Source organism: Pseudomonas sp. P4_C8 (assembly GCF_056401975.1).
The window spans coordinates 47085-69899 of the sequence record NZ_JBFUIH010000012.1 but is presented as its reverse complement, the minus strand read 5'-3'; the positions used below and the strand labels follow the sequence as shown (position 1 = coordinate 69899).

24 protein-coding genes are annotated in these 22815 nt (G+C 58.5%); 10 read left to right on the top strand and 14 right to left on the bottom strand.

Annotated features, from left to right (window positions below):
• The first annotated feature begins 6 nt into the window (after positions 1-6).
• Entirely contained in the window at positions 7-324 is a 318-nt protein-coding gene (locus AC1DWM_RS09970; protein ID WP_223519241.1) for a transcriptional regulator, read from the top strand.
• Between the two features lie 71 nt (positions 325-395).
• Entirely contained in the window at positions 396-1286 is an 891-nt protein-coding gene (locus tag AC1DWM_RS09965; protein ID WP_477795117.1) for a pseudouridine synthase, read from the top strand.
• A 66-nt stretch (positions 1287-1352) separates the two neighbouring features.
• On the opposite strand, the gene AC1DWM_RS09960 is transcribed toward AC1DWM_RS09965, so the two are convergent.
• Both AC1DWM_RS09960 and mobA read right to left on the bottom strand, forming a co-directional pair.
• Positions 1353-1574 carry a YgdI/YgdR family lipoprotein gene (locus AC1DWM_RS09960; protein WP_223519245.1) on the bottom strand — a complete coding sequence of 74 codons (222 nt, stop codon included), beginning with the start codon at positions 1572-1574 and terminating at the stop codon, positions 1353-1355.
• Positions 1575-1645: 71 nt separating this feature from the next.
• Positions 1646-2251, bottom strand: a complete 606-nt coding sequence (gene mobA, locus AC1DWM_RS09955) for a molybdenum cofactor guanylyltransferase MobA (RefSeq protein ID WP_223519247.1) — start codon at positions 2249-2251, stop codon at positions 1646-1648.
• A gap of 81 nt (positions 2252-2332) precedes the next feature.
• On the opposite strand from mobA, the gene moaB reads away from it, so the two are divergent.
• Together moaB and AC1DWM_RS09945 are read left to right on the top strand one after the other, a co-directional pair.
• A complete protein-coding gene (gene moaB, locus AC1DWM_RS09950) occupies positions 2333-2872 on the top strand; it encodes a molybdenum cofactor biosynthesis protein B (protein ID WP_223519249.1) in 540 nt (179 codons plus the stop codon).
• Positions 2856-4082: a molybdopterin molybdotransferase MoeA gene (locus AC1DWM_RS09945; protein WP_477795116.1), complete on the top strand. Its 1227-nt coding sequence runs from the start codon at positions 2856-2858 to the stop codon at positions 4080-4082. The genes moaB and AC1DWM_RS09945 overlap by 17 nt, the downstream gene beginning before the upstream one ends.
• A 63-nt stretch (positions 4083-4145) precedes the next feature.
• On the opposite strand, the gene AC1DWM_RS09940 is transcribed toward AC1DWM_RS09945, so the two are convergent.
• Positions 4146-4454: a hypothetical protein gene (locus AC1DWM_RS09940; RefSeq protein ID WP_223519253.1), complete on the bottom strand. Its 309-nt coding sequence runs from the start codon at positions 4452-4454 to the stop codon at positions 4146-4148.
• Between the two features lie 322 nt (positions 4455-4776).
• On the opposite strand from AC1DWM_RS09940, the gene yegS reads away from it, so the two are divergent.
• Positions 4777-5694 (top strand): lipid kinase YegS, encoded by a 918-nt coding sequence (yegS, locus tag AC1DWM_RS09935; RefSeq protein WP_223519255.1) that lies wholly within the window; start codon positions 4777-4779, stop codon positions 5692-5694.
• Here yegS and AC1DWM_RS09930 read toward each other — a convergent pair.
• The 3 genes from AC1DWM_RS09930 to AC1DWM_RS09920 all read right to left on the bottom strand — a co-directional run bounded on the left by AC1DWM_RS09930 (position 5678) and on the right by AC1DWM_RS09920 (position 8109).
• Positions 5678-6337 carry a response regulator gene (locus tag AC1DWM_RS09930; protein WP_223519257.1) on the bottom strand — a complete coding sequence of 220 codons (660 nt, stop codon included), beginning with the start codon at positions 6335-6337 and terminating at the stop codon, positions 5678-5680. The two genes, yegS and AC1DWM_RS09930, sit on opposite strands and share 17 nt — an antisense overlap.
• Positions 6334-7227 (bottom strand): sensor histidine kinase, encoded by an 894-nt coding sequence (locus AC1DWM_RS09925; RefSeq protein WP_477795141.1) that lies wholly within the window; start codon positions 7225-7227, stop codon positions 6334-6336. Before AC1DWM_RS09925 ends, AC1DWM_RS09930 begins: the two co-directional genes overlap by 4 nt.
• Before the next feature lie 411 nt (positions 7228-7638).
• The gene (locus AC1DWM_RS09920; RefSeq protein WP_223519259.1) at positions 7639-8109 is read right to left on the bottom strand and encodes a hypothetical protein; all 471 of its coding nucleotides are present in this window, start codon (positions 8107-8109) and stop codon (positions 7639-7641) included.
• A 463-nt stretch (positions 8110-8572) separates the two neighbouring features.
• On the opposite strand from AC1DWM_RS09920, the gene AC1DWM_RS09915 reads away from it, so the two are divergent.
• Positions 8573-9508, top strand: a complete 936-nt coding sequence (locus AC1DWM_RS09915) for a chemotaxis protein CheV (protein WP_223519261.1) — start codon at positions 8573-8575, stop codon at positions 9506-9508.
• Positions 9509-9600: 92 nt separating this feature from the next.
• The gene (locus AC1DWM_RS09910; RefSeq protein ID WP_477795115.1) at positions 9601-10407 is read left to right on the top strand and encodes an MOSC domain-containing protein; all 807 of its coding nucleotides are present in this window, start codon (positions 9601-9603) and stop codon (positions 10405-10407) included.
• Between the two features lie 69 nt (positions 10408-10476).
• Here the strand turns inward: AC1DWM_RS09910 and ppnP are convergent, their stop codons facing one another.
• The 8 genes from ppnP to AC1DWM_RS09870 all read right to left on the bottom strand — a co-directional run bounded on the left by ppnP (position 10477) and on the right by AC1DWM_RS09870 (position 19840).
• Positions 10477-10761: a pyrimidine/purine nucleoside phosphorylase gene (gene ppnP, locus AC1DWM_RS09905; RefSeq protein ID WP_007940055.1), complete on the bottom strand. Its 285-nt coding sequence runs from the start codon at positions 10759-10761 to the stop codon at positions 10477-10479.
• A 68-nt stretch (positions 10762-10829) separates the two neighbouring features.
• Positions 10830-11372, bottom strand: a complete 543-nt coding sequence (locus AC1DWM_RS09900) for a 3'-5' exonuclease (protein WP_223519264.1) — start codon at positions 11370-11372, stop codon at positions 10830-10832.
• Positions 11373-11443: 71 nt separating this feature from the next.
• A complete protein-coding gene (locus AC1DWM_RS09895; RefSeq protein ID WP_477795114.1) occupies positions 11444-13405 on the bottom strand; it encodes an acetyl/propionyl/methylcrotonyl-CoA carboxylase subunit alpha in 1962 nt (653 codons plus the stop codon).
• 109 nt (positions 13406-13514) lie between these two features.
• Positions 13515-14312, bottom strand: coding sequence for an enoyl-CoA hydratase/isomerase family protein (locus tag AC1DWM_RS09890; protein ID WP_477795113.1), 798 nt, complete (start codon positions 14310-14312; stop codon positions 13515-13517).
• Positions 14309-15466: a citronellyl-CoA dehydrogenase gene (atuD, locus tag AC1DWM_RS09885; RefSeq protein WP_223519270.1), complete on the bottom strand. Its 1158-nt coding sequence runs from the start codon at positions 15464-15466 to the stop codon at positions 14309-14311. The genes AC1DWM_RS09890 and atuD overlap by 4 nt, the downstream gene beginning before the upstream one ends.
• A gap of 66 nt (positions 15467-15532) precedes the next feature.
• A complete protein-coding gene (gene atuC / locus AC1DWM_RS09880; protein WP_223519272.1) occupies positions 15533-17149 on the bottom strand; it encodes a geranyl-CoA carboxylase subunit beta in 1617 nt (538 codons plus the stop codon).
• A 3-nt stretch (positions 17150-17152) separates the two neighbouring features.
• On the bottom strand, positions 17153-18037 hold the full coding sequence (locus AC1DWM_RS09875) for an SDR family oxidoreductase (RefSeq protein WP_477795112.1): 885 nt from the start codon (positions 18035-18037) through the stop codon (positions 17153-17155).
• 12 nt (positions 18038-18049) lie between these two features.
• Entirely contained in the window at positions 18050-19840 is a 1791-nt protein-coding gene (locus tag AC1DWM_RS09870; RefSeq protein ID WP_223519275.1) for an acyclic terpene utilization AtuA family protein, read from the bottom strand.
• A 190-nt stretch (positions 19841-20030) separates the two neighbouring features.
• Between AC1DWM_RS09870 and AC1DWM_RS09865 the strand changes: the two genes are divergently transcribed.
• From AC1DWM_RS09865 to AC1DWM_RS09855, 3 genes are all read left to right on the top strand, one after another.
• A complete protein-coding gene (locus AC1DWM_RS09865) occupies positions 20031-20657 on the top strand; it encodes a TetR/AcrR family transcriptional regulator (RefSeq protein WP_223519277.1) in 627 nt (208 codons plus the stop codon).
• 92 nt (positions 20658-20749) lie between these two features.
• Entirely contained in the window at positions 20750-21544 is a 795-nt protein-coding gene (locus tag AC1DWM_RS09860; protein ID WP_223519279.1) for a substrate-binding periplasmic protein, read from the top strand.
• 100 nt (positions 21545-21644) lie between these two features.
• On the top strand, positions 21645-22664 hold the full coding sequence (locus AC1DWM_RS09855; protein ID WP_477795111.1) for a GNAT family N-acetyltransferase: 1020 nt from the start codon (positions 21645-21647) through the stop codon (positions 22662-22664).
• Positions 22665-22815 lie beyond the last annotated feature (151 nt).

Genomic DNA, 22815 nt, shown 5'->3' with positions numbered 1-22815 from the left:
TGAATCGTGGTCAATGTCGAACAATTGAAAAACAGCGTGAACCGGATGTCGATCGATGTTGTGCGCGAGGCTGTCCTCGAGTTACGTCTGGACGGTCTGGTGACGGAGGGAAAAACACCCTTCAACAAACTGCATTTCAATACCTGTTTCGCCGAAATCGAAGCGTTGTTCCAGCGGGCGGGTTACCACCGGCAACTCGATGTCGTGGGCTATCAGGGGTTGTTGTACGCGCTTTACGATCCCGCTCGCTGGGAAGCCGTCGATGTACTGCGCTGGCTCAAGGAGTTCACTGACGCGGCGGCGCGCACACAGATTCCGGCATGAGGATTCTCTGCTAGGTTCGACTCGGCCACTGTTGGATAATGCCGACCTGTATTGAGGGTCAGAACTTTCGTATGTCGACTTCATCTTTTTCCGCTGCACACAACCAGGCCAGCACGCTCTACTTGCCGCCAGGTTCGTGGCAGACCGTTATCGATTGCCTGTGTGAACACTTCAGCGCTATTGGTCGTGAACAATGGCTGGACAGAGTGGCTCGCGGTCGGGTGCTCGACCGGCACGGAATGCCGATCGCGGTCGATCTGCCTTACAAGGAAGGCCTGCGGATTCATTATTTCCGTGAGGTGCCGGACGAAAAGCCGCTTCCGGTAGTCGAGTCGATCCTCTATGCCGACGAGCATCTGGTGGTTGCAGACAAGCCGCATTTTCTGCCGGTGACGCCGGCAGGCGAGTATGTGGAACAAACGCTGCTGCGAAGGTTGATCCGTCGACTGGATAACCCACATCTGGTGCCGCTGCATCGCATTGACCGGCATACGGCAGGGTTGGTTCTGTTTTCCGCCAACCCGCAGAGCCGTTCAGCGTATCAGTCGTTATTTCCGACACGACAGATTGAAAAGCGCTACGAGGCAATTGCCGCTGCATTGCCTGAACGGGCCTTTCCTTTGGTACATAAAAGCCGACTCATCGATGGCGAACCGTTTTTCCGCATGCAGGAAGGTCCGGGTGTCAGCAATACCGAGACAGCAGTCGAGGTTCGGGAAAAGAACGGAGACCTCTGGCGATATGCGCTTTACCCGGTGACGGGCAAGAAACATCAATTGCGCGTGCACATGACAGCGCTGGGCGCGAGTATTTGCAATGATCCGTTCTACCCGCAGGTGCTCAAGGACGTTGAAGATGACTACGCCAACCCGCTGAAACTGCTCGCTCAGGGCTTGCGGTTTGTGGATCCGGTCACCGGCCAGGAAAGGGTGTTTGAAAGCACCATCACCTTGCAGTGGTGAAAAATCCCGGTCACGAAAAAGCCCGCATCAAGCGGGCTTTGTCGCATCTGGCAGGTGCAGTAACAATTACAACTCTTTAACGGTGCGAACCTGATCCTTGTTGATGCGAGTTTCCTTGCCATCCAGCTGTTCGAATTCGTAGAAGCCCGACTTTTCATCATACGATGGAGTGTCGATGGCCTGGATTTCGCGACCGTCATTCAAGGTGATCACTGACGGCGATGCACAGCCCGCCAAGGTCGCTAGGCCCACTGCGAGCATAAAAGTGGCGAGGGTCCGTTGAGTCATGAGCGTGTCTCCGAATAAGAATTCTTTGGTTGCTGGGCTTGAGACGTATACAACGCACGCAAGTTCCTTGCCTAGTGTCGTTCTGACTCGGAGTGTGCGCTTAACAGTTCCGGGGTATTGAGGTTGGCCAGTCGCGGGTCGTTGTCTACACATTGTAGTGCGGTGGCCTCCAGTTTGCGCATGAGGCGTCCCGGGCTGCGTTCACCTTCATTCCATGCCGTGTCGAACGCCGAGCAGAGTGCGACAGGGATAATGCACAGCAACGGTTCCCAGTGTGCGCCCTGGCGCAGCATCAACGGTTTGTCCGGATGCTGGCGGGCGGTTTCGCGCATGCTGTGGAGCAGGGCGGCATTGATGCGAGGTACGTCGCAGGGCAGCACCAGCAGAAGAGGATGGCGGGCCGCCTTGAGGCCGGCGCGAATACCCGCCAAGGGTCCAGGGAAATCGCCTTCGTCGTCATGGACCATTTGATCGGCGTAAGGCGCGTATTTGTCCAGGTTCCTGTTGCACGAAATAATCAGGTCATCGCTCAGATCGCGGGTCTTGCGATACAGGTGCGCGATCAGCGGCTCGCCGTGCCATTCCAGCAAACCCTTGTCCTGACCGCCCATGCGTTGGCCACGACCGCCAGCCAGGAGCAAAATGGAGCAAGGCGGCAATGGTGAGTCAGGGGGCATGGCAGGTCTCCATGGGGGCGCTGAAAAAGTGAAGCGCTGTGATATAACACCGAGCTGTTTTTCCTACAACTGGACGAGCCTATGAAAGCCAAGGCTGATGTACCTTTCGCGCCGCTTAATATCGCGGTGCTGACGGTCAGCGATACCCGAACCCTGGAAACCGATACGTCAGGACAGGTTTTTGTCGACGGTTTGAGCGCCGCCGGTCATAACCTGGCCGCTCGGGTTTTGCTTAAAGATGATCTCTACAAAATTCGCGCGCAAGTCGCCAACTGGATTGCCGATGAGGTGGTGCAGGTGGTGCTGATCACTGGCGGTACCGGGTTCACCGGACGGGACAGCACGCCAGAGGCGGTAAGTTGCCTGCTGGACAAACAAGTTGATGGTTTTGGTGAGTTGTTCCGGCAGATTTCTGTTGCCGATATTGGCACTTCGACCGTGCAGTCCCGGGCGCTGGCCGGTTTGGCCAACGGTACGCTGGTCTGTTGCTTGCCGGGTTCGACCAACGCCGTGCGCACCGGCTGGGATGGCATTCTTGCCGAACAGCTGGATGCGCGCCATCGCCCCTGCAATTTCGTGGCTCATCTGAAGCAGGCGGCACCCTGTGAATCCCGCGGGTAAGCCGGGTAAAACCGGAAGCCTGATGCCTGTCGAGGTGGCGCTGGCGCGTCTGCTGGACATGGCAGAAGCCTCGCCCATCCGCGAGCGTGAACGCTTGCCGGTGGCGCAGGTTCAGGGGCGCGTGCTCGCCGATGACTTGGTTTCGAACCTTGATCTGCCACCTTGGCCGAACAGTGCCATGGACGGCTACGCCTTGCGTGTCGCTGACTGGACGGGAGAACCGTTGGTGGTCAGTCAGAAGATATTTGCCGGTCAGGCGCCCGAACCGTTAAAGCCCGGTACCTGCGCCCGAATCTTTACCGGTGCGCCTGTGCCAGCAGGCGCCGACTGTGTCGAGATGCAGGAAAATGCCGAGGTTCAGGCGGATGAGCGAGTACGGTTCCTCGAATCCATGAATCCGGGTCAAAACATCCGGCCACAAGGTCAGGAAACCACGGTTGGCGAGCTTGTCTTGTCGGCCGGCACACGGCTTGGGCCTATCGAGCAGGGCTTGGCGGCATCGCTGGGATGCGCTGAGCTGGACGTGATTCGCAAGGTTCGTGTTGCGGTTCTCTCAACCGGAGATGAATTGGTTGAACCGGGCCAGGCCCTCGGCCCAGGACAGATCTACAACAGCAATCGCGTATTGCTGTGCAGTTGGTTGCAACGCCTGGGCTGTGAAGTCATCGATGCCGGTATTCTTCCTGATGATTTGGYGACCACCCGTGCCCGCCTCGGCGAGTTGAAGGATGTTGATCTGATCCTCTCCACGGGTGGGGTGTCTGTAGGAGAAGCCGATTTCCTGGGCATGGCCTTGCGCGAAGAGGGCGAGCTCACGCTGTGGAAACTCGCCATCAAACCGGGCAAGCCGCTGACATTCGGGCATTTTCGTGGCGTACCTGTGATTGGATTGCCCGGCAACCCGGCGTCGACACTGGTCACTTTTGCTTTGTTGGCAAAGCCCTATCTCCTGCGCCGTCAAGGTGTAAAAGAGGTCGAGCCGCTGAAGTTTCAGGTGCCGGCCGGGTTCGTCTGGCCTAAGGCTGGTAACCGACGAGAGTACTTGCGTGGTCGTCTGGAGAATGGCCGGGCGATCATTTACAAGAATCAGAGCTCAGGTGTACTTCGCAGTGCAGCCTGGGCTGATGGCCTGGTTGAGGTGTTGGAAGATCGCACGTTGATCGAGGGTGAATATGTAGTTTTCATTCCTCTGAGCGAAGTCTTGAGCTGATCTCGCGATGTCTCTTTGCCGCAAGCCCGGTAAATTTGCCGGGTCTTGCGTGTATGACTAACGCTAACGAAGCAGAAGTGTCACGACCTGGTCGAAGCGGCTATTGGCAACCCAGCCCAACAGCCCGAGGACTACAGCGGTTCCGCCCGCCGAGTAAGCCAGTCTGTGCTTGATGGACTTGACGTCATTGCGCACTTCATCCATGTCTCTTCGGATGTATTTCAGATGGGTCTCCAGTTCAATGACGCGAGGTTCCATATCAACTCCTGAAGCGGGTTTTGCGTTGTTGTTGAATTCAGCCTGATGATTGGCGCGACTTTCTGCGAACGGCGTTACCGGGCTGAGCGGCAACTTGATGTCATGAGTTTGCATGGAGAAAACCGCTCCTTGCGTCAATGCCGTTTGGGTAGCCGAAACCCGTATTGCGTGCGTTTTTTGTAGCCCTTGAACGGGGTTTACTCATTGCTTGCACATCCCTGTGTCTTTGCTGTTGATGACAGATAACCGCTGACATCAAGGTGTACCAATCGCCCCGGTTGGTCAATTGAGCCGATTCCTCACATATCGTAAGAAAACTTCCCGCCCTGTAGGACCGCAAACCTGCACGCCTCGAAAAATCTCAACGCCTTGCGACCTTTATAGGGGGCAGTGAGGTCAACATCTCCTGAATGAATTCCAATCAGGAGCTACGACAATGAGTGAGCGCAAGGCGCTGTTGATTCTGCATGGCAAGCAGGCACTCAACGAGGAGGTCCGCGCGGCCATCGAAGGTAAGCGCAAGCAGGGTTGGGATCTGGCGGTCCGACTGACTTGGGAGGCGGGGGACGCGCAGCGGTGGGTGGAAGAAGCGTTGAGCGCAGGCTATACGCAACTGATTGCCGGCGGCGGTGATGGCACATTACGCGATGTTGCCGAGGCCATAGCCGCGCACCCGAATCAGGCCAGCCTGGTCTTGATGCCATTGGGCACTGCCAATGATTTTGCTCGCGCAGCGGGTGTGCCTCTAATACCGGCTCTGGCCCTGGACCTTCTGGAGGCTGCGCCGCACGCTATCGATCTGGGGGACGTTGGAGGGCAGGTCTTTCTGAATATGGCCACTGGCGGTTTCGGCAGTCAGGTCACAGCCAATACGTCGGAAGACTTGAAAAAAATCCTTGGTGGTGCCGCGTATCTGTTTACTGGTCTGTCACGTTTCAGCGAGTTGCACGCGGCATATGGCGAGTTGCATGGGCCGGACTTTTATTGGCGCGGAGAGCTATTGGCACTGGGTATCGGCAATGGTCGGCAGGCGGGAGGTGGGCATGTGCTATGCCCGGAGGCGCTGATTGACGATGGTCTGCTGGACATCAGTATTTTACCGGCCCCTCAGGAAGTGGTCGGAACCTTGAAAACCCTGCTTGCCGATGGTTTTGGCATCGACAACATGTTTGTGCGCGCCCGTTTGCCCTGGGTCGAAATCAAGGTTTCGGAAGGTCTGCACATCAACCTTGATGGCGAGCCTCTGGAGGGCGATAGCCTGCGTTTTTCTGCGCGTGCCGCGGCATTGCGTGTGCATTTGCCGGAGAACTCACCGCTGTTGAGTGCAGCGCTGTCAGTTAATCGTCCAGACTGATGATTTGTTCGCGTACGGCAAACAGGACCAGACCGGCCACGTCGTAGATCTGCAGGCGTTTCATGATCTGCGAGCGGTGGGTTTCAACGGTCTTGATGCTAAGGCCCAGGCCATTGGCGATTTCCCGGGTGGATTTTCCACGAACAATCAGTCGCAAGATTTCCAGTTGCCGTGCCGTCAGGTTATGTGAGTCGGACGTTTCCGGTTGCTGTTTCTGGTTGCGGATCAATGCCTGATTGATGACTGTGTGGGCGATGGCAGGGCTCAAGTAGCGTTCGTTATTGCGCAAGGCATCCAGGGCATGTTCCAGCTCGGTGGCCGTGGTGTCTTTGAGCAAATAACCATGGGCGCCGGACTCAAGCGCTTGCATGATGAGTGCTGGATCGGTGTGCATCGACAGGATCAGCACCTTGCTTTGCGGGCGCACCCGCTTGAGTCGCTGCATGGCTTCAAGGCCGCCGGTCACCTTCATGGAGATATCCAGCAAAATAATGTCAGGCGAAAGCTTCTCGACCATCTCGAGTAAATGCGAGCCGTCATCGGCCTCGCCAATGACCGCGTAGCCGGGAATATCCAGCACCAAAGCGCGCACGCCTGCCCTGATCAGTGAGTGGTCATCCACCAGAAGTAAGTTACAAGTCAATGTAAAACCTTATTCGTACTGGCCCGCTCAAGCGCACGGGGCGCCCAGGGGAAGAGTGCTTCGATTTGAGTGCCTTTGCCCGGTTCGCTGGTCACGGCCAAGGTCCCGCCCAACTGATCGATCCGTTCCCGCATCCCGGCCATCCCCCGCTGTCCTTCTCGACCGGGGTCAGCCGCGGGTGCGAAACCCAGGCCGTCGTCGCTGATCGATAGTGCCAGGCCTTGGGGTGTACGTTGCAGGCGGACCAGCAGATTTTTCGCTTCGGCGTGACGCAGAATGTTGGTCACTGCTTCCTGGGTAATTCGAAACGCTGCCACCGCCATTTCCTCCGGTATGCCGGTCAAGCGTTGATGGCATTCCAGGCTCCAGTGCATTGATGTATTGGCCAGGGTCTTGAGCAGATGCGCACGCAGACTGGCTTCCAGTCCGAGGCTCGCCAATTGCCTGGGATTAAGGATGGCCGAGACGTCACGAACCTTGGTCAGGGTTTCTTCCAGTGTGTCGCAGAGCACTGAGCACTGGCCTTGCATTTCTTCAGGCATCCGCCGTTTGAGCCATTCACTTTGAAGTTTTGCGGCTGTCAGCAACTGGCCAATATCGTCGTGCAATTCTCTACTGAGCCGATGGCGTTCATTTTCCTGAACTTCCAACAGTCGGTCCGCCAGCTCCTGCGGCTCAAATCTTATTGACGTTCTCGAGAGACGATGTTGCACCCAGACGCAGGCCAACGCCGCGATATTGAGCACCAGCACGCTCAGCGGAAGGGGAGCGGACAGACAGAAGACCAGTAGGCTGCCAAGGGCTGAAACGGTGCACAGCAACAACGTGAAACGTCGCGCGTTTTTCTGGGAAGGTGGCCATAGGATGACTGACTTGAGGCTGGCGTACATAGCGGATGGAGCCAATGAATGTTCGCTGCGGGCAGACCGGCCATAGGGCTGACGGGTCTCTGTCTGAAAATCTATAGTGGCTCGTCTTGAGCAGAGTACGGTGCAGTGGTGAAACTACAGCCATTGTCTGTCTGCTTTCATCCGATCACACTTGGCCAATAATTGGCGTCAACTAATGGGCGGCATAATACCACTTAAGATACCGTTGGTCGCGTTTGGTATATAGGACCATGCAGTCAGGAAATAAAGCGGTTGGACGCTAGTCCATGATGGAAAAGCATTACGGAGGGAAATGATTAGCATCGAACTGTCGTTGACAGATATGAGGTGTTCAATTGCGACATGAACGCGCTCAGTTATAGAGCGCCGTCATGGCAATAAGACTTCGCACAGCGTAGTTGTCTAACTTATTTAAGCCTGCCGTTCCGAATAGGAAACGAGCGTAAACGGTTTGGAGTTAACCGGTAACTGAAATGGACTGAGTCCGACCTGGAACGCAAAGGCTTCGATCAAGGAAGTCTGCTCAGTGTCATCCAGGCTGAGTTGACCGGTGGTTTGATCGATGAGTTCAAGTTGCCAGGCCATCAGCGTGAAGCATTCTTTCAGCGCCCCCAGTGCTTGATCGTGCAGGTCGATTTGGTTGTGGGTGTGGTTCAGCAAACCATGAATATGCAGAGAAAACTCGGACATGGCTTCCAGCGCCAAGGCATCGGCCCGGCTCGCCAATTTGAGCAGACTGCTGAGCATGCAATCGATTGCGTCTTTGTCATTGCTGATCAATTGCAGGTGGCTCAGGCACTCCTCCGATTTGGCTAGAAGGGTTTCTGCCTCGACAAGAAACTCCGGTAAACGCTGAGCCCACTGCTTGGGTTTGTTCGGCATGCTTACCTCCACAACGTCATGTCAAATGAGGGGATATCACGTATGTCGACGAGGACGTTCAACGTCCCGACGCTGTCATGCCGGCGTGAGATCGCGCTCCAGCAGGACTGAGCCCAGGCTGGGGAGCTTGATAGGGTGGAAGACCACTTTCCTGCGATCGCACACAAAAACCTGACTCCGTTCATGCAATGAGAATGGCGTCACATTAATGGCTATTGGATATCGCGAATATCAGGTTGGGCCTGATTGTTACTAGGGGAATCCCTTACACAGGGGAACCTAACGTGCGAATCGTGGTCGCGCCGCAAGGAGTGAAGCAGATGAATCACGGATGCAGTAAAGCATGATGCTAATGTGACATCAATGCTCGGTCGTGGCATTTTGTCTCAGGGTCAAGATCTGGTCATAACAGCCGATAACTCCCTTTAGTGAATTCATCAGAACAAGCTCAGGAGTCATTAAAATGGCCGGCATTCTCGATACGGTAGACCAACGCACGCAACTGGTGGGTGAGAATCGCCTGGAAATTCTCATGTTTCGCCTGGCCGGCCGGCAATTGTTCGCGATCAACGTCTTTAAAGTGCAGGAAGTGCTGCAACTGCCCAAGCTGACGCTGATGCCCCAGCGCCATCCGTTCGTCTGTGGCGTGGTCAATCTGCGTGGCCAGACGTTGCCTGTGATTGACCTGTCCCAGGCCATCGGCATGCGCCCGCTGGTGCCGAGTCCGACCAGCACGATCATCGTCACTGAGTACAACCGTTCGGTGCAGGCGTTTCTGGTCGGGGGTGTGGACCGCATCGTCAACATGAACTGGGAAGCCATTCTGCCGCCACCGACCAGCGCCGGTCGCCAGCATTACCTCACGGCGATCAGCAAGGTCGATGACCAGTTGGTGGAAATCATCGACGTCGAGAAAGTCCTGGCCGAAATCGTGCCGTACAGTGCCAAGGTCTCCCGCGAAAAACTCGACGACCCCATACTGGAACGCGCCCGGGGCCGGGAAGTGCTGCTGGTCGACGACTCCAACGTAGCCTTGTCGCAACTGCGTGACACCCTGGGTCAACTGGGCGTGAAAATGCACATTGCCAGCGACGGCCTGAAGGCGCTGAACATGCTCAAGGCCTGGGCGGATACGGGCGTGTCCATGACCGACAAACTGCTGATGGTGTTCACCGACGCAGAAATGCCGGAAATGGACGGCTATCGACTGACCACCGAAATCCGTAATGACCCGCGTCTGCGTGGTCTTTACGTGGTGCTGCACACCTCGCTGTCGGGCAGCTTCAACGACTCGATGGTGAAGAAAGTCGGCTGCGACAACTTCCTCTCCAAATTCCAGCCGGACAAACTCGTCGACGTGGTGCGCCAGCGCCTGATGCTCGACGAAGTGCCAGCCTGATCACGGGGCGGCAGGCTGGCAGTCATGTCAGCCTTTGATTCGGTGATCAAGCTCGTATAGGGTGGCCTTTTTTGCCTACCAGGGAGCTGGCCATGCTGCGTCTGAGCGCGCTTTATCGTTATCCGTTGAAATCCGGCAAGGGCGAGACCTTGCAGCAAGTCGGGCTCGACAAGCTGGGGCTGGACGGTGATCGACGCTGGATGCTGGTGGACGAGGCCAGCGGGCGCTTTCTGACCCAGCGCGCGGAGGCGTCCATGAGCCAGCTGTCGGCGTTGTGGAATGCCAAGGGCGGCTTGACCCTGAGTGCCCCGGGCCGCTCGCCGATCAACATAGACTTGCCCTCAAGCAACGCTGAACTCCGTGGCGTGACCATCTGGCGTGACACTTTGCGCGTGCCGGATGCCGGTGACGAGGCGGGTGCCTGGGTCAGTGAGTTCATTGGCAAGCCGACGCGCCTGGTGCAAGTTCCCCTTGATCGTGCGCGCATGACGGAGGCGGGTTACGGCAAGGACGACGATCAGGTGGCATTTGCCGATGGCTATCCGTTGTTGCTGATCGGCCAGGCATCCCTGGAGGACTTGTCGCAAAAGGTCGGGCGTTCATTGGACATGCTGCGCTTTCGACCGAACCTGGTGATTGAGGGCAGCGAAGCCTATGCCGAGGATGGCTGGAAGCGTATCCGCATTGGTGATGTCGAGTTCCGGGTGGTCAAGTCCTGCTCACGTTGCATTCTGACCACCATCGATCCGCAAACCGGTGAGCGCAGCGATGACCGGGAACCGCTGGCCACGTTGCAGAAGTACCGTGCCGAGGCCGACGGCGCGATGTTCGGCCAGAATCTAGTCAACGACAGCAACGGTCGTCTCGAAGTCGGGATGGCGGTGACGATCCTCGAATGAAGGCCTCTGAATGAAAAATGCCCGTGTCCAAAGACGCGGGCATTTTTTTGTCGCGGTGAACCCAGGGTTTTAGCCGCGGTATTCACACAGGTAAGCGGTGTCGACGGCCACTTTCAGCTGAAACTTGCTGTTGGCAGGCACGTTGAACTGGCTACCGGCCGCGAAGGTTTCCCAGTCGCTGCTGTCAGGCAGTTTGACGGTCAGGGCGCCGCTGACCACGTGCATGATTTCACGCTGGCTGGTACCGAATTCGTATTCGCCCGGAGCCATGACGCCGATGGTCGCAGGACCTTCAGCGGTGCCAAAGGCGATCGACTTGACGGTGCCGTCGAAGTACTCGTTGACTTTAAACATGGGCGATTCCTCGAAAAGGGCTAAAAAGGCCGGCCAGTATGCACAAGGCCTTGTGCGCCGTCACCTCTCTAGACGGGGAGAGTCAGTGGCAACAAGCGCGCGGTATTGCGCGCATCTTCCAGCGCCCGGTGTTGCTGACCGGTGAACTGCATGCCCGCCAGTTGCAAGGCGCCATTGAGCCCCAGCGGACGTTCCAGTCGTCTGGCCTTGGCAAAGCGCTGCTTGAGGTTCATGTGCGGCACCCGGCTCAGGGCACTGTCGAGTTGCAGGCGCTCCCATTCCTGAACCAACTGTTTGCGGTCGTAGTCCCCCCAACTCGCCCAACCTTCCAGTCGTGAATGATGGTGGCCCAGCCAACGCTCGAATGACGGCCAAACCTCGGTCAGGGGTTGCGCAGCATCGATATTGCCTTGGGTGATGTGAGTCAGCTCCCGGCAAAACGGTGTCAGCAAAGGCCGACGCAACGGCCGCACGAAACGCTGGAAATAGTCCAGTTCGCGACCTTTGCGGTCCACCAGGGTGGCACCGATTTCGATGATTTCCATTTCCGTTACTGGCCAGCCACCCTCATCGGTGGTGGCTTCCAGATCTATCACCAGCCAGTGATGCATTGCAGGGTTCCTGGTATCCGCGTCCTGATAGGGCTTGAGCGTAGCCAAACCCGACGGATCCGCCTAGCGGCTTATTCGACCTCCAACAAAATCTGACGATTTTTAACCTGATCACCGACCCGCACCTGCAACCGTTTAAGCACCCCGTCGATGCCCGACTTGAGTGGGTGCTCCATTTTCATCGCTTCGAGCACCACCAACAGTTGGCCTTTGCTGACCGGGCTGCCCTCGGTGACCAGCACATCGACGATGGCTCCGTCCATTGGCGCCTTGAGTGTGCCGGTACCCACGCTGGCTTGACTGCTCACTAGCGCCTGAGCCCGGTCCACCAGTTTCAAACTGCCGGGGCGGGCGAACAACCAGAGGTGCCCGTCCTCGAGGCGATAGGCATGACGCTGGTGGATGCCGTTGATCTCCAGTGTTGCCCAGCGCCCGTCGCAGCGGATGATCTTCAATTGAAGAAATTGCTCGGCCACACGAATCCTGAATGACGCGTCCGGCGAGGCGTTCAGTTCCACCGGCCAGTCCTGATCATTGAAGCCGATGCAATAGTGCAGGGGCACATTGGCATTGTTGCGCCAACCGGCCAGTGGTGCCGGGTGAGTCTGTGCCGACGCTTGATAGAACAGCACCGCAGCGATGGCCAGTTCGGCGGCACTTGGGACATGAGCCTGCAAGCACGGATCGTCAGCAAAGCAGATCGGGATGAACCCGGTGCTGAACTCGCCGCTGATGAACTGCGGGTGTTGCAGCAGACTGGCGAGCAAGCGCTGATTGCTCTGCACGCCCAGCAGCACGCTGTCTTGCACCGCCCGCAGCAACTTGCGCCGGGCTTCTTCACGGGTTGCACCGTGGGCGATGATTTTGCCCAGCATCGGGTCATAGAACGGGCTGATGTCCTGGCCTTCAATCAGGCCGTGATCGATCCGTACGCCGCTCAGTAATGTCGGTTCCCACGCCGTGACTCGACCGGTCTGGGGCAGAAAGTCGCGAGTCGGGTCTTCGGCATACAGGCGCACTTCCATGGCATGGCCGTTGAGCTGTACCTGCTCCTGTCGTAATGGCAGCGGTTGTCCTTCGGCGACGAGTAATTGCCAGGCCACCAGGTCCAGCCCGGTGATCAGTTCGGTCACAGGGTGTTCCACTTGCAGCCGGGTGTTCATCTCCAGAAAGTAGAATTGCCCGCGCGCGTCCAGCAGAAATTCCACCGTGCCCGCGCCGACGTAATTCACTGCCCGACCCGCCTTGAGCGCGGCCTCGCCCATGGCCTGACGCAGCTCGCGGGTCATCACCGGGCAGGGCGCTTCTTCGATGACCTTTTGATGGCGCCGCTGGATCGAACAGTCGCGTTCGCCGAGGTAGATCAGGTTGCCGTGCTGATCGCCAAACAGCTGAATTTCGACATGGCGAGGGTCGATCAAAGCTTGTTCGAGGATCAGTTCATCGCTACCAAAACCATGCTGCGCTTCGGAACGTGCGGTGCGCAGTTGTTCACACAACCCGCTGGCGTCCCGCACCAGGCGCATGCCACGTCCGCCCCCGCCAGCGCTGGCCTTGATCATCAATGGATAACCGATACGTTCGGCTTCGCGGCTCAGGGTTGTGTCGTCCTGTTCCGCGCCTTGATAGCCTTTAACACAGGGCACGCCAGCGTCGATCATGGCGATTTTCGACAGACGCTTGCTGCCCATCAGCTCAATGGCTTCGGGGCTGGGGCCGATGAAGGTAATGCCAGCGTCACGGCAGGCAAGGGCGAAGCGGGCGTTTTCCGAGAGGAAGCCGTAGCCGGGGTGGATCGCATCAGCACCAGTGCGTCGGGCGGCTTCGATGATCGCCGGGATGTTCAGATAAGACTGCTGCACCGGGGCCGGGCCGATGTTGACGGCTTCGTCGGCCATTTGCACGTGAAGGGCGTCGGCGTCGGCATCGCTGAAAATGGCGACGGTGCGATAACCCAGCGCCTGGGCGGTGCGCTGGATGCGGCAGGCGATTTCACCGCGGTTGGCGATCAGGATTTTTCTGAGTCCGGGCATGGGTTCTTCCCTTGAGATTTGCGGTGAATGTGATGGCCTCATCGCGAGCAGGCTCGCTCCCACATTTGGAATGCAATCCCTTGTGGGAGCGAGCCTGCTCGCGAAGCTTTTAAAGAGCCCACCCCGGTTTACGCTTTTGCACAAAAGCCATAGTCCCTTCGACTCCTTCAGCCCCAGTCACCGCTTCGCTAAACCACTGCGCCGCGTCATCCAGCAACCCATCCGACGGTTGTCCGGCACTCGCCAGCAGGAGTTTTTTGGTCGTCGCATTAGCACCCGGTGCGCAACACAGCACATGGGCGAGGATTTCATCGAGGCGCTCGGCCAGCGCTTGCGCGTCATGCTCGACAAAATGCACCAGGCCCATCCGCCGCGCCTGTGTACCGTCAAAACGCGCGGCGGTCAGCGCCAGGCGCCGGGCTTGGGTCAGGCCAATGCGCTGGACCACAAACGGCGCTATTTGCGCGGGCAGCAATCCGAGGCTGGTTTCCGGCAACCCGAACTGTGCCAAGTGATCGGCCAAGGCGACGTCGCTGACGCAGGCCAATCCCAGACCGCCGCCCAACACTGCGCCTTGCAGCACCGTGATCACGACTTGGGGCGCGTGTTGCACCTCTTGCAGCAGCGCGCCGAATGCCCGGTTCAACTCGCGATAGGCGCTGGGGCCTTGAGCGCGTGCGCTGGCCATGTCCTTGATGTCGCCGCCGGCACAGAAATGCCCGCCAGCACCGCCGATCACCAATGCCCGAACCGCTCGATCATCGCGCACCGCCGCGAATACCGCACGCAGTTCGGCGACCATTTGCAGGCTCATGGCATTGCGACTTTCCGGGCGATTGAGGGTGATGTGCAACACGCCGTTATGCGACTCCAGCAGCAACGTCTGGCAATCAGGCAGGGTGCTCATTTCTTTTTCCCCGGCAGGATGCCCATGAGTTTGCAGATGATCCCCAGCATGATTTCGTCGGCGCCGCCGCCAATCGACACCAGCCGCACGTCGCGATATGCACGGGCGACCGGGTTGTCCCACATGAAACCCATGCCACCCCAATATTGCAGGCAGCTGTCGCTGACTTCACGGCCCAGACGCCCGGCCTTGAGTTTGGCCATGGAGGCCAGGCGGGTGACGTCCTGGCCTTTGATGTATTGCTCGGTGGCCTGATAGACCAGCGCCCGCAGGCATTCGATTTCGGTTTGTAGCTCTGCCAGGCGGAAGTGAATGACCTGGTTGTCGATCAGCGCATTGCCGAAGGTCTTGCGTTCCTTGCAGTACTCAATGGTGCTGTCGACGCAGTACTCCAGGCCCTTGATCATGTTCGCCGCGCCGAACAGGCGTTCCTCCTGGAATTGCAGCATTTGCATCATGAACCCGGCGCCTTCATGGCCAATGCGGTTGCGCTGCGGCACGCGCACATTGTCGAAAAACACCTGGGCGGTTTCCGAGCTGCGCATGCCGAGCTTGTCCAGGTGCGAACTGAGGCTGATGCCTGGCGTGTTCATCGGCACCATGATCAGTGACTTGTTGATGTGCGGTTTGTCGTCCGACGTGTTGGCCAGCAGGCAGATGAAATCGGCGCTGGGCGAGTTGGTGATCCACATCTTGCTGCCGTTGATCACATAGTCGTCGCCGTCCTTGCGGGCGATGGTTTTCAGCCCGGCGACATCGGAGCCGGCACCGACTTCAGAGACGCCAATGCAGCCGACCTGTTCACCGGTAATGGCCGGGCGCAGAAACTCATCGCGCAACTCATCGGAGCCGAACCGCGCCAGCGCCGGGGTGCACATGTCGGTCTGCACGCCGATGGACATCGGAATGCCGCCGCAATGGATGGTGCCGAACTCTTCGGCCGCGACGATCGAATAGCTGTAGTCGAGCCCCATGCCGCCGAATTTTTCCGGTTTGGAGATTCCTAATAAACCGAGATCACCGGCCTTGCGGAAGATGTCATGGATCGGAAAACGTCCGGCCTTTTCCCACTCCTCGACGTGAGGGTTGATCTCGTGATCGACGAATTGGCGGATGGTGCGACGCAGTGCTTCGTGTTCCTGGGTGAAGATCATTTTTATTGTTCTCCTTGATCGTTCCCACGCTCTGCGTGGGAATGCAGTCTTAGACGCTCTGCGTCGTCAAAATCTAGCGACGCCAAAACTGTTGGTTTGCAGCGGCCGCACGTCGGCCTCGTGGCATATATCCAGCAAGTAGCCGAGCAATGTCCGGGTGTCCCGTGGATCGATCAACCCGTCGTCCCACAAATTGGCACTGCCATAGAGGGCGGTGGACTGACTGTCGAGTTTCTGCGCGGTGACCTGTTCGAGCATGTCGAGCATTTTCGGGTCCGGCACCAGACCGTCCTTGAGCTGTTTGGCTTCGGTGACGATTCGCAGCACCTTGCCGGCCTGAGCGCCGCCCATCACAGCGGTGCGACTGTTGGGCCAGGCGAAGATGAAACGCGGGTCGAGGCCACGGCCGCACATGGCGTAGTTGCCGGCGCCATAGGAACCGCCGACGACAATCGTCAGTTTCGGCACCCGCGCGTTCGCCACCGCTTGAATCATCTTCGCGCCGTGCTTGATCACGCCTTGTTGTTCCGACTCGGTGCCGACCATGAACCCGGTGGTGTTGTGGAAAAACAGCAGCGGCGTCTGGCTCTGGTCGCAGAGCTGGATGAACTGCGCGGCCTTGCTGGCGCCCTTGGGCGTGATCGGGCCGTTGTTGCCGATGAAGCCGCAGGCACGTCCCTGAATTTTCAGTTGGCCGCAAACGGTCTGCTGATCGAACTCGCCTTTGAATTCGAGGAAGTTCGAACCGTCGGCGATACGGGCAATGATGTCGCGTACGTCATAGGGTTTTTTCGGGTCATCGGGGATCAGGCCCAGCAGCTCGTCAATGGGGTAGAGCGGTTCTTCCCAGCGATGTTCCGGGCGCCAGGGCAACTGATCGTTCCACGGCAGCAGGCTGACGATTTCGCGCACCTTGCGTACGCCGTCGGCATCGTTCTCGGCCAGGTACTCGGCGGTGCCGGCAGTTTGTGCGTGCATCTCGGCGCCGCCGAGTTCTTCGTCGGTCGCGACTTCACCGGTCGCCGCTTTCAGCAGTGGCGGGCCGGCGAGAAACAGCTTGGCCTTGCCGCGCACGACCACCACGTAATCCGATAAACCTGGCTGATAAGCGCCGCCCGCAGTGGCCGAGCCATGCACCACGGTAATCTGCGGCAGGCCCATGGCCGACATCCGCGCCTGATTGGCAAAACTGCGCGCGCCTTCGACGAAGATGTCCGCGGCGTAATTCAAGTTGGCGCCGCCGCTTTCGGCGAGGGTGATCACCGGCAGTTTGTTTTCCATGGCGATCTGTTGCAGGCGCAGGGACTTTTTCAACCCGCTGGGGGAAATGGTGCCGCCCTTGATCGCGCTGTTGTTCGCCACCACCAGCACCCGTACACCGGACACGTAACCGATCCCGGCGATCAAACCACCACCGGCCGCGCTGCCGTCCTTATCGTCGTGCAGCTTGTAGCCGGCCAGACTCGCCAGTTCGAGGAACGGCGCGCCGGGGTCAAGCAGCAGGTTGAGGCGCTCGCGCGGCAGCAGTTGCCCGCGCTTGTCGAATTTTGGCTTGGCTTCGGCCGCCTTGTTCAACAGGTTTTGTTCGAGCTGGCGAACGTGTTCGATCACGGCCAGCATCGCTGCGCGGTTCTGGGCGAACTGCGCGCTGAACGGGTCCACTTGCGACTGAATCACCGGCATGGCTTATTCCTTGTCCTGAAGCACGTCTGGCCCGAGCACTTCTGGTAAGTACGCGCGGTGAAAACCGTTATACGATTCGCTGTTCTGCGCCTTGTGGATCGGCCAGGCGCGTCCGCCAAGGCTGGCGGCGCCGTCGATGCGCAAGGTACTGCCGCTGACAAACGCCGCTGCCGGGCTGAGCAGGAACACAATCGCCGCACTGATTTCCGATTCGGTACCGATGCGTTTGAGCGGTACGTGTTCGCGCAAGGTTGGAATCACCGCTTTGAAGGCGCCTTCATAAGTGTCCATGCCACTGGACGCGACCCAACCTGGCGCCACCGCATTGACCCGCACTCCGGCGTAACCCCATTCAAAGGCAGCGGTCTTGGTCAGGTTATCCATGCCCGAGCGCGCCGCGCCCGAATGCCCCATGCCGGGCATGCCACCCCACATGTCCGCGAGCATGTTGACGATGGCGCCGCCATGCTTGCTCATGGATTGGTTGAACACTTCCCGGGCCATCAGGAAACCGCCCACCAGATTGGTGCGCACCACGGTTTCGAAACCTTTCTGATTGATAGAGGCCAGCGGCGCAGGAAATTGCCCGCCGGCGTTGTTGACAAGCCCATGTATCGGCCCGTATTTGCGAATCAGCTCGCTGATCAGGTGCTTGACCGCTTCTTCCTCGCGAATATCGCAGACCGCCCAATCAGCTTTGCCACCGTCTTCGGCAATCTCGACAGCGACGCTTTTCAACTTGTCGGCCTTGCGCCCAACCAACAGCACATGCGCGCCGAGCGCCGCCAGTTCATGGGCGGTGCATCGGCCGATGCCGCTGCCGCCACCGGTGACAATGATGGTTTGGCCCGCAAACAAATCGGTTTTGAAAATCGAATCGTAAGCCATGGCGACAGTCCTCTAGTTGACTTGGTCGGCGATGCGCTGAGGCACCGGAATCTGGATCTCCAGCAGCTGCTGGGCGAAGGCTTTGCCTTGCGGGTCGATCCGCAGGCTGGCCACGCCACCGCCGCCGAGGGCGTTTTCCAGTAGAAAATTAAGGCTGTGGGTGCCGGGCAGATACCAGCGTCCGACACGTCCGTGAACGGGATCGAGGACGTGACTCATCCAGTCGACAATGACCTCCGGCGTCAGCGCTTCGGCGATCCACGGCAGGTATTCGGGTTCGCGAGCCATGACCCCGATGTTGCTGTGATTGCCCTTGTCGCCAGAGCGGGCGACCGCGAGTTTGATCAGCGCCACGCTGGCGTCGGCGCGGTCTGTGGGCTGCGATGGGTCGAACGGGACAGGCAAGTCATCCGGGTCGAGCACATCGACGGCGGGCAGGGCGCAAGCGTGACGCTGGCCGTTGAAATTAATGTCCAGCGTGCAGGCGGTTTTGTCGATAAGGAAGGAGAACAGCCGGATCAGCGGATACACCGTTGGCCGCCCGCCGACGATCCCGGTCAGCCCTGGCGCCATGCCCGTTGCGGCCTGGGCGATTTCCCGGGAGAACACGATCAAAGCTTGTTTGCTCGGGTGGCGCACGGCAAGTTTGATCACCACTTCGCGGCTGTCCTGACGCTGGCCATGGGGGCCATACGTGGCCTCGCTGCCCAGCAGTTCAATGTTCACTTCGCTGTACGGCGCCCAGCCGCGCTGGCTGAAGATCTCCGAGGTCTTGTTGATGATCGCTTCGCTGACCCGCCGCGCCTTGTCGACAGCATCGATGCCCGCGATCAGGCAACTGGCGGTGCAGCGAAAACCGTCCAGATACGTCGCGCTGACCTTGTACTGATCGGTCGGCGGCAGGCCTTTGGCGCCGTGCACCTGAACTGCGTTTTTGCCCTGTTGCTGAAGTTTGACCTGAGTGAAATCGCAGACCACATCGGGCAGCAAGTAAGCTCGCGGATCGCCGATTTCATACAGCATTTGCTCGCCGACGGTCAGTGGCGTGACCAGGCCGCCGGAGCCTTCAGGTTTACTGACGATGAACTGGCTGTCGGCGCTGACCTCAACGATGGGGAAACCGATGTGTTCGTAATCGGGCACCTCGCGCCAGTCGGTGAAATTGCCGCCGGTGCATTGAGCGCCGCATTCGATGATATGGCCGGCGAGCGCGGCCTGTGCAAGTTTGTCGTAGTCGTGCCAGGACCAGCCGAATTCGTGCACCAGCGCAGCGCTGACCACGGCGCTGTCGACCACGCGCCCGGTGATGATGATGTCCGCGCCCAGGCGCAAGGCTTCGACGATGCCTGGCGCACCGAGGTAGGCGTTGGTCGAGACGCACATAGGCGGTAAGGGTGCGCCGCTGAACATTTCATGGAGGCCAAGGCTGCTCAGCTGTTTGAACTGCGGTTGCAGGTCATCACCCAGCAACACTGCGATTTTCAGCGCCACCCCGGCCTTGTCGCAGGCCGATTGCAGCGCGGCGGCGCAGGCCAAAGGGTTGACGCCTCCGGCGTTGCTGATGACGCGGATCTTCTGTTCAGCGAGTTGCCCCAACAACGGGCTGAGGACCTCAATGAAGTCGCCCGCATAGCCGGCCTGTGGGTCTTTCATCCTCGCGCCGGCCATGATCGACATGGTGATTTCGGCCAGATAGTCGAAGACCAGATAATCCAGACGCCCACCTCCCACCAGTTGCGCAGCGGCAGTCGAGGTGTCGCCCCAAAAGGCGCTGGCGCAGCCGATGCGAATCGTTTTAGGCACAGTCAACTCCATAGCCACCTCCCACTGAAGTGAATCGAGACTACCAAGCAAGCGCTTGGTTTGTAAATGCCTGAGATATCTTCTGCCCGAGCGCTTGCTAGGTTGTCGTCGCCAGCTTAAATTGCCCGCGCAACCCCGCAGTTTTAGCGGCAAGCGGTGTATTTGATTGATCGACTGTAGGAGAGAACGGGTGGACGAGCAAAAAGCCCTGAGGGTCATGCGTGAATTGGTCGACAACGGCCAATTGACCGACCCGGACAGCGCCCGCGGCAAACTGCTGCAAGTGGCGGCTCACCTGTTCCGCAATAAAGGTTATGAACGCACCACCGTACGCGATTTGGCGGGTGCGGTAGGCATTCAGTCAGGCAGCATTTTTCATCACTTCAAAAGCAAGGACGAAATCTTGCGCGCCGTGATGGAAGAGACCATCCGCTACAACATGGCATTGATGCGTGCAGCCCTCGATGAGGCCAACACTGTGCGCGAACGTGTGCTGGCGCTGATTCGCTGCGAATTGCAGTCGATCATGGGGGGGCGCGGCGAAGCCATGGCGGTGCTGGTCTATGAATGGCGCTCGTTGTCCGAAGACGGGCAGGCGCAGGTGTTGGCATTGCGTGACATTTATGAAGACATTTGGCTGCAGGTGTTGGGTGAAGCCAAGGAGGCGGGTTTTATTCGCGGCGATGTGTTCATCACGCGTCGCTTCCTGACGGGTGCGTTGTCCTGGACCACCACCTGGTTTCGCGCAGGCGGCAGCATGAGCCTCGATCAATTGGCCGATGAAGCCTTGATTCTCGTACTGGAAGAAAAGCAATAAGGTTGTGCCCGCCTAAGGGAACTGGCTAAGTGGCCGAAACCGCCTAGCTTGAATGCATTGATGCGTATTTTTTCAGGGAGTGCGTTGTTTTGATGTCTTCGCCAATCCGGACTGCTTCACGGTTACTGCTGGCATCGCTTACGACGCTATGGGTATTGCCGTCCCACGCTGCGCAAACGGTTCGGGTGGGCGCCGCCCATTTTCCGCCCTATGCCATCCGCCCGGAATCCGGTGTCGCCACGGGGCTGCTGCCGCAATTGGTCGAGGCTTTGAATCGCCTGCAAAGCGATTATCAGTTTGTCCTGGTGCCCACTTCCATTCCCCGGCGCTTCGGTGATTTGAAGCAGGGCCGGGTCGACATGGCGATTTTCGAGAACCCGAACTGGGGCTGGCAAGATATCCCGCATACCACTGTCGACATGGGCCTGGAAGACGCCGAGATCTTTGTCGCGCAACGCCTGCCGGACCGCCAGCAAAACTACTTTGTCGAGCTTGGCGGCAAGCGGCTGGCCCTGTTCAGCGGCTATCACTACGAATTCGCCAACTTCAATGCCGACTCGAAATTCCTCGCGCAAAACTACAACGCTACACTGACCTATTCCCACGACAGCAACTTGCTGATGGTGCTGCGCGGTCGAGCGGACATTGCCTTGGTAACACGCTCGTATTTTAGTGATTACTTGCTGCACAACGACAAAGTCGCCGATCAGCTGCTGGTGTCCCAGCGTATCGATCAGGTCTATCACCACTACGCAATCCTTCGTCCCGCTGCGCCCATCGGTGGTGTGGCGTTCGGCAAGTTGCTGCAAGAGTTGCGGGATAACGGACAGCTGCTGAAGATTTTCGATCCGTACAAAATTGCCGTGGTGCCGGTGCCCGGTAGCTGAAATCGCACCACAAGTCGCGTATTGAGCGACTTTCCTTAAATTTCCTGCCCCTGCACACGTCACTTCGTTGAACTGTCGACGATTATCGTGAGCCCGACCCATGCCCGATTTGAATGTTCTGACTGACCTGGCCTTGCCATCCGAAGGGATGCTTGTCGCGGATGAAACCGAAAGTCGCCTGCACTTGCATCTGGAAGGGCAGCCATTGATCCAGCTGCGCCTGACCCGTGAGCCCGAGTTGCAGGTGCAGGTGCAAGTAGAAGAATACTTTGGCCATCCCGTCGAACAGGCCATCCGGATGGCCTGTTATTGGCTGTTTGCCCGTGATCCAGCCTGCCAGCGCCTGACCTGGCAACTCGATGAAATTCCCACACAGGCCCTGCTCAGCGGCTTGCTGATTCCCGGCGAAGTCGTCGGCCAGTATGACTGCTTACGCACACTGTTCTGGCAATTGCCTCAGCCATGGCTGGGCGAGTTGCTTCCTTCCATTTATCCACAACACAAGGTCATCAGCGGTGGCAAACGCCATCCGTTGCGCCCGCTCAAACCGTGCGGTGAAGTCTACCGACGTTTTGATGCGCGCCTCGGTGCCTGGATTTCCCTGCGCACGGTGGACATTGAACAGGACCTGGAGCGTTTCAATCGCTGGCAGAACAACCCGCGCGTAGCGAGTTTCTGGCAGGAGGAGGGCAGTCTCGAACAGCATCGCGACTACCTGAGCAAACTGGCGGCGGACCCGCACACGGTGACCCTGATCGGCTGTTTCGATGATCAGCCGTTTGCCTATTTTGAAGCGTATTGGGCCAAGGAAGATCGCATCGCACCGTTCTATGACGCTGGCGTTTATGACCGTGGCATTCACATGCTGGTGGGTGAAGAAAACCACCGTGGTCCACACAAAGTGGCGAGCTGGTTATCGGCGCTGGTGCATTACCTGTTTCTCGACGATCCGCGCACGCAACGGGTGGTGGCCGAACCTCGCGCCGACAACGCCGGGATGATCGGGCACATGCAGGGCCAGGGCTTTTACTGCGAGAAAGAGTTCGACTTCCCGCATAAACGCGCGGCGTTGATGGTGTTGGGGCGGGAGCGGTTTTTTGATCGGTGCCGGTTGGCTTGATGTTTAAGGCTCAAGACCTGTACCGGTCTTGAGTCAGCCATCGCCGGCAAGCCGGTCTCGCTCCCACATTGGATCTGCTGTGAGCACACTATTCGTGAACACTGGAGATCCAATGTAGGAGTGAGCCTGCTCGCGATGGGGGCACCACAGA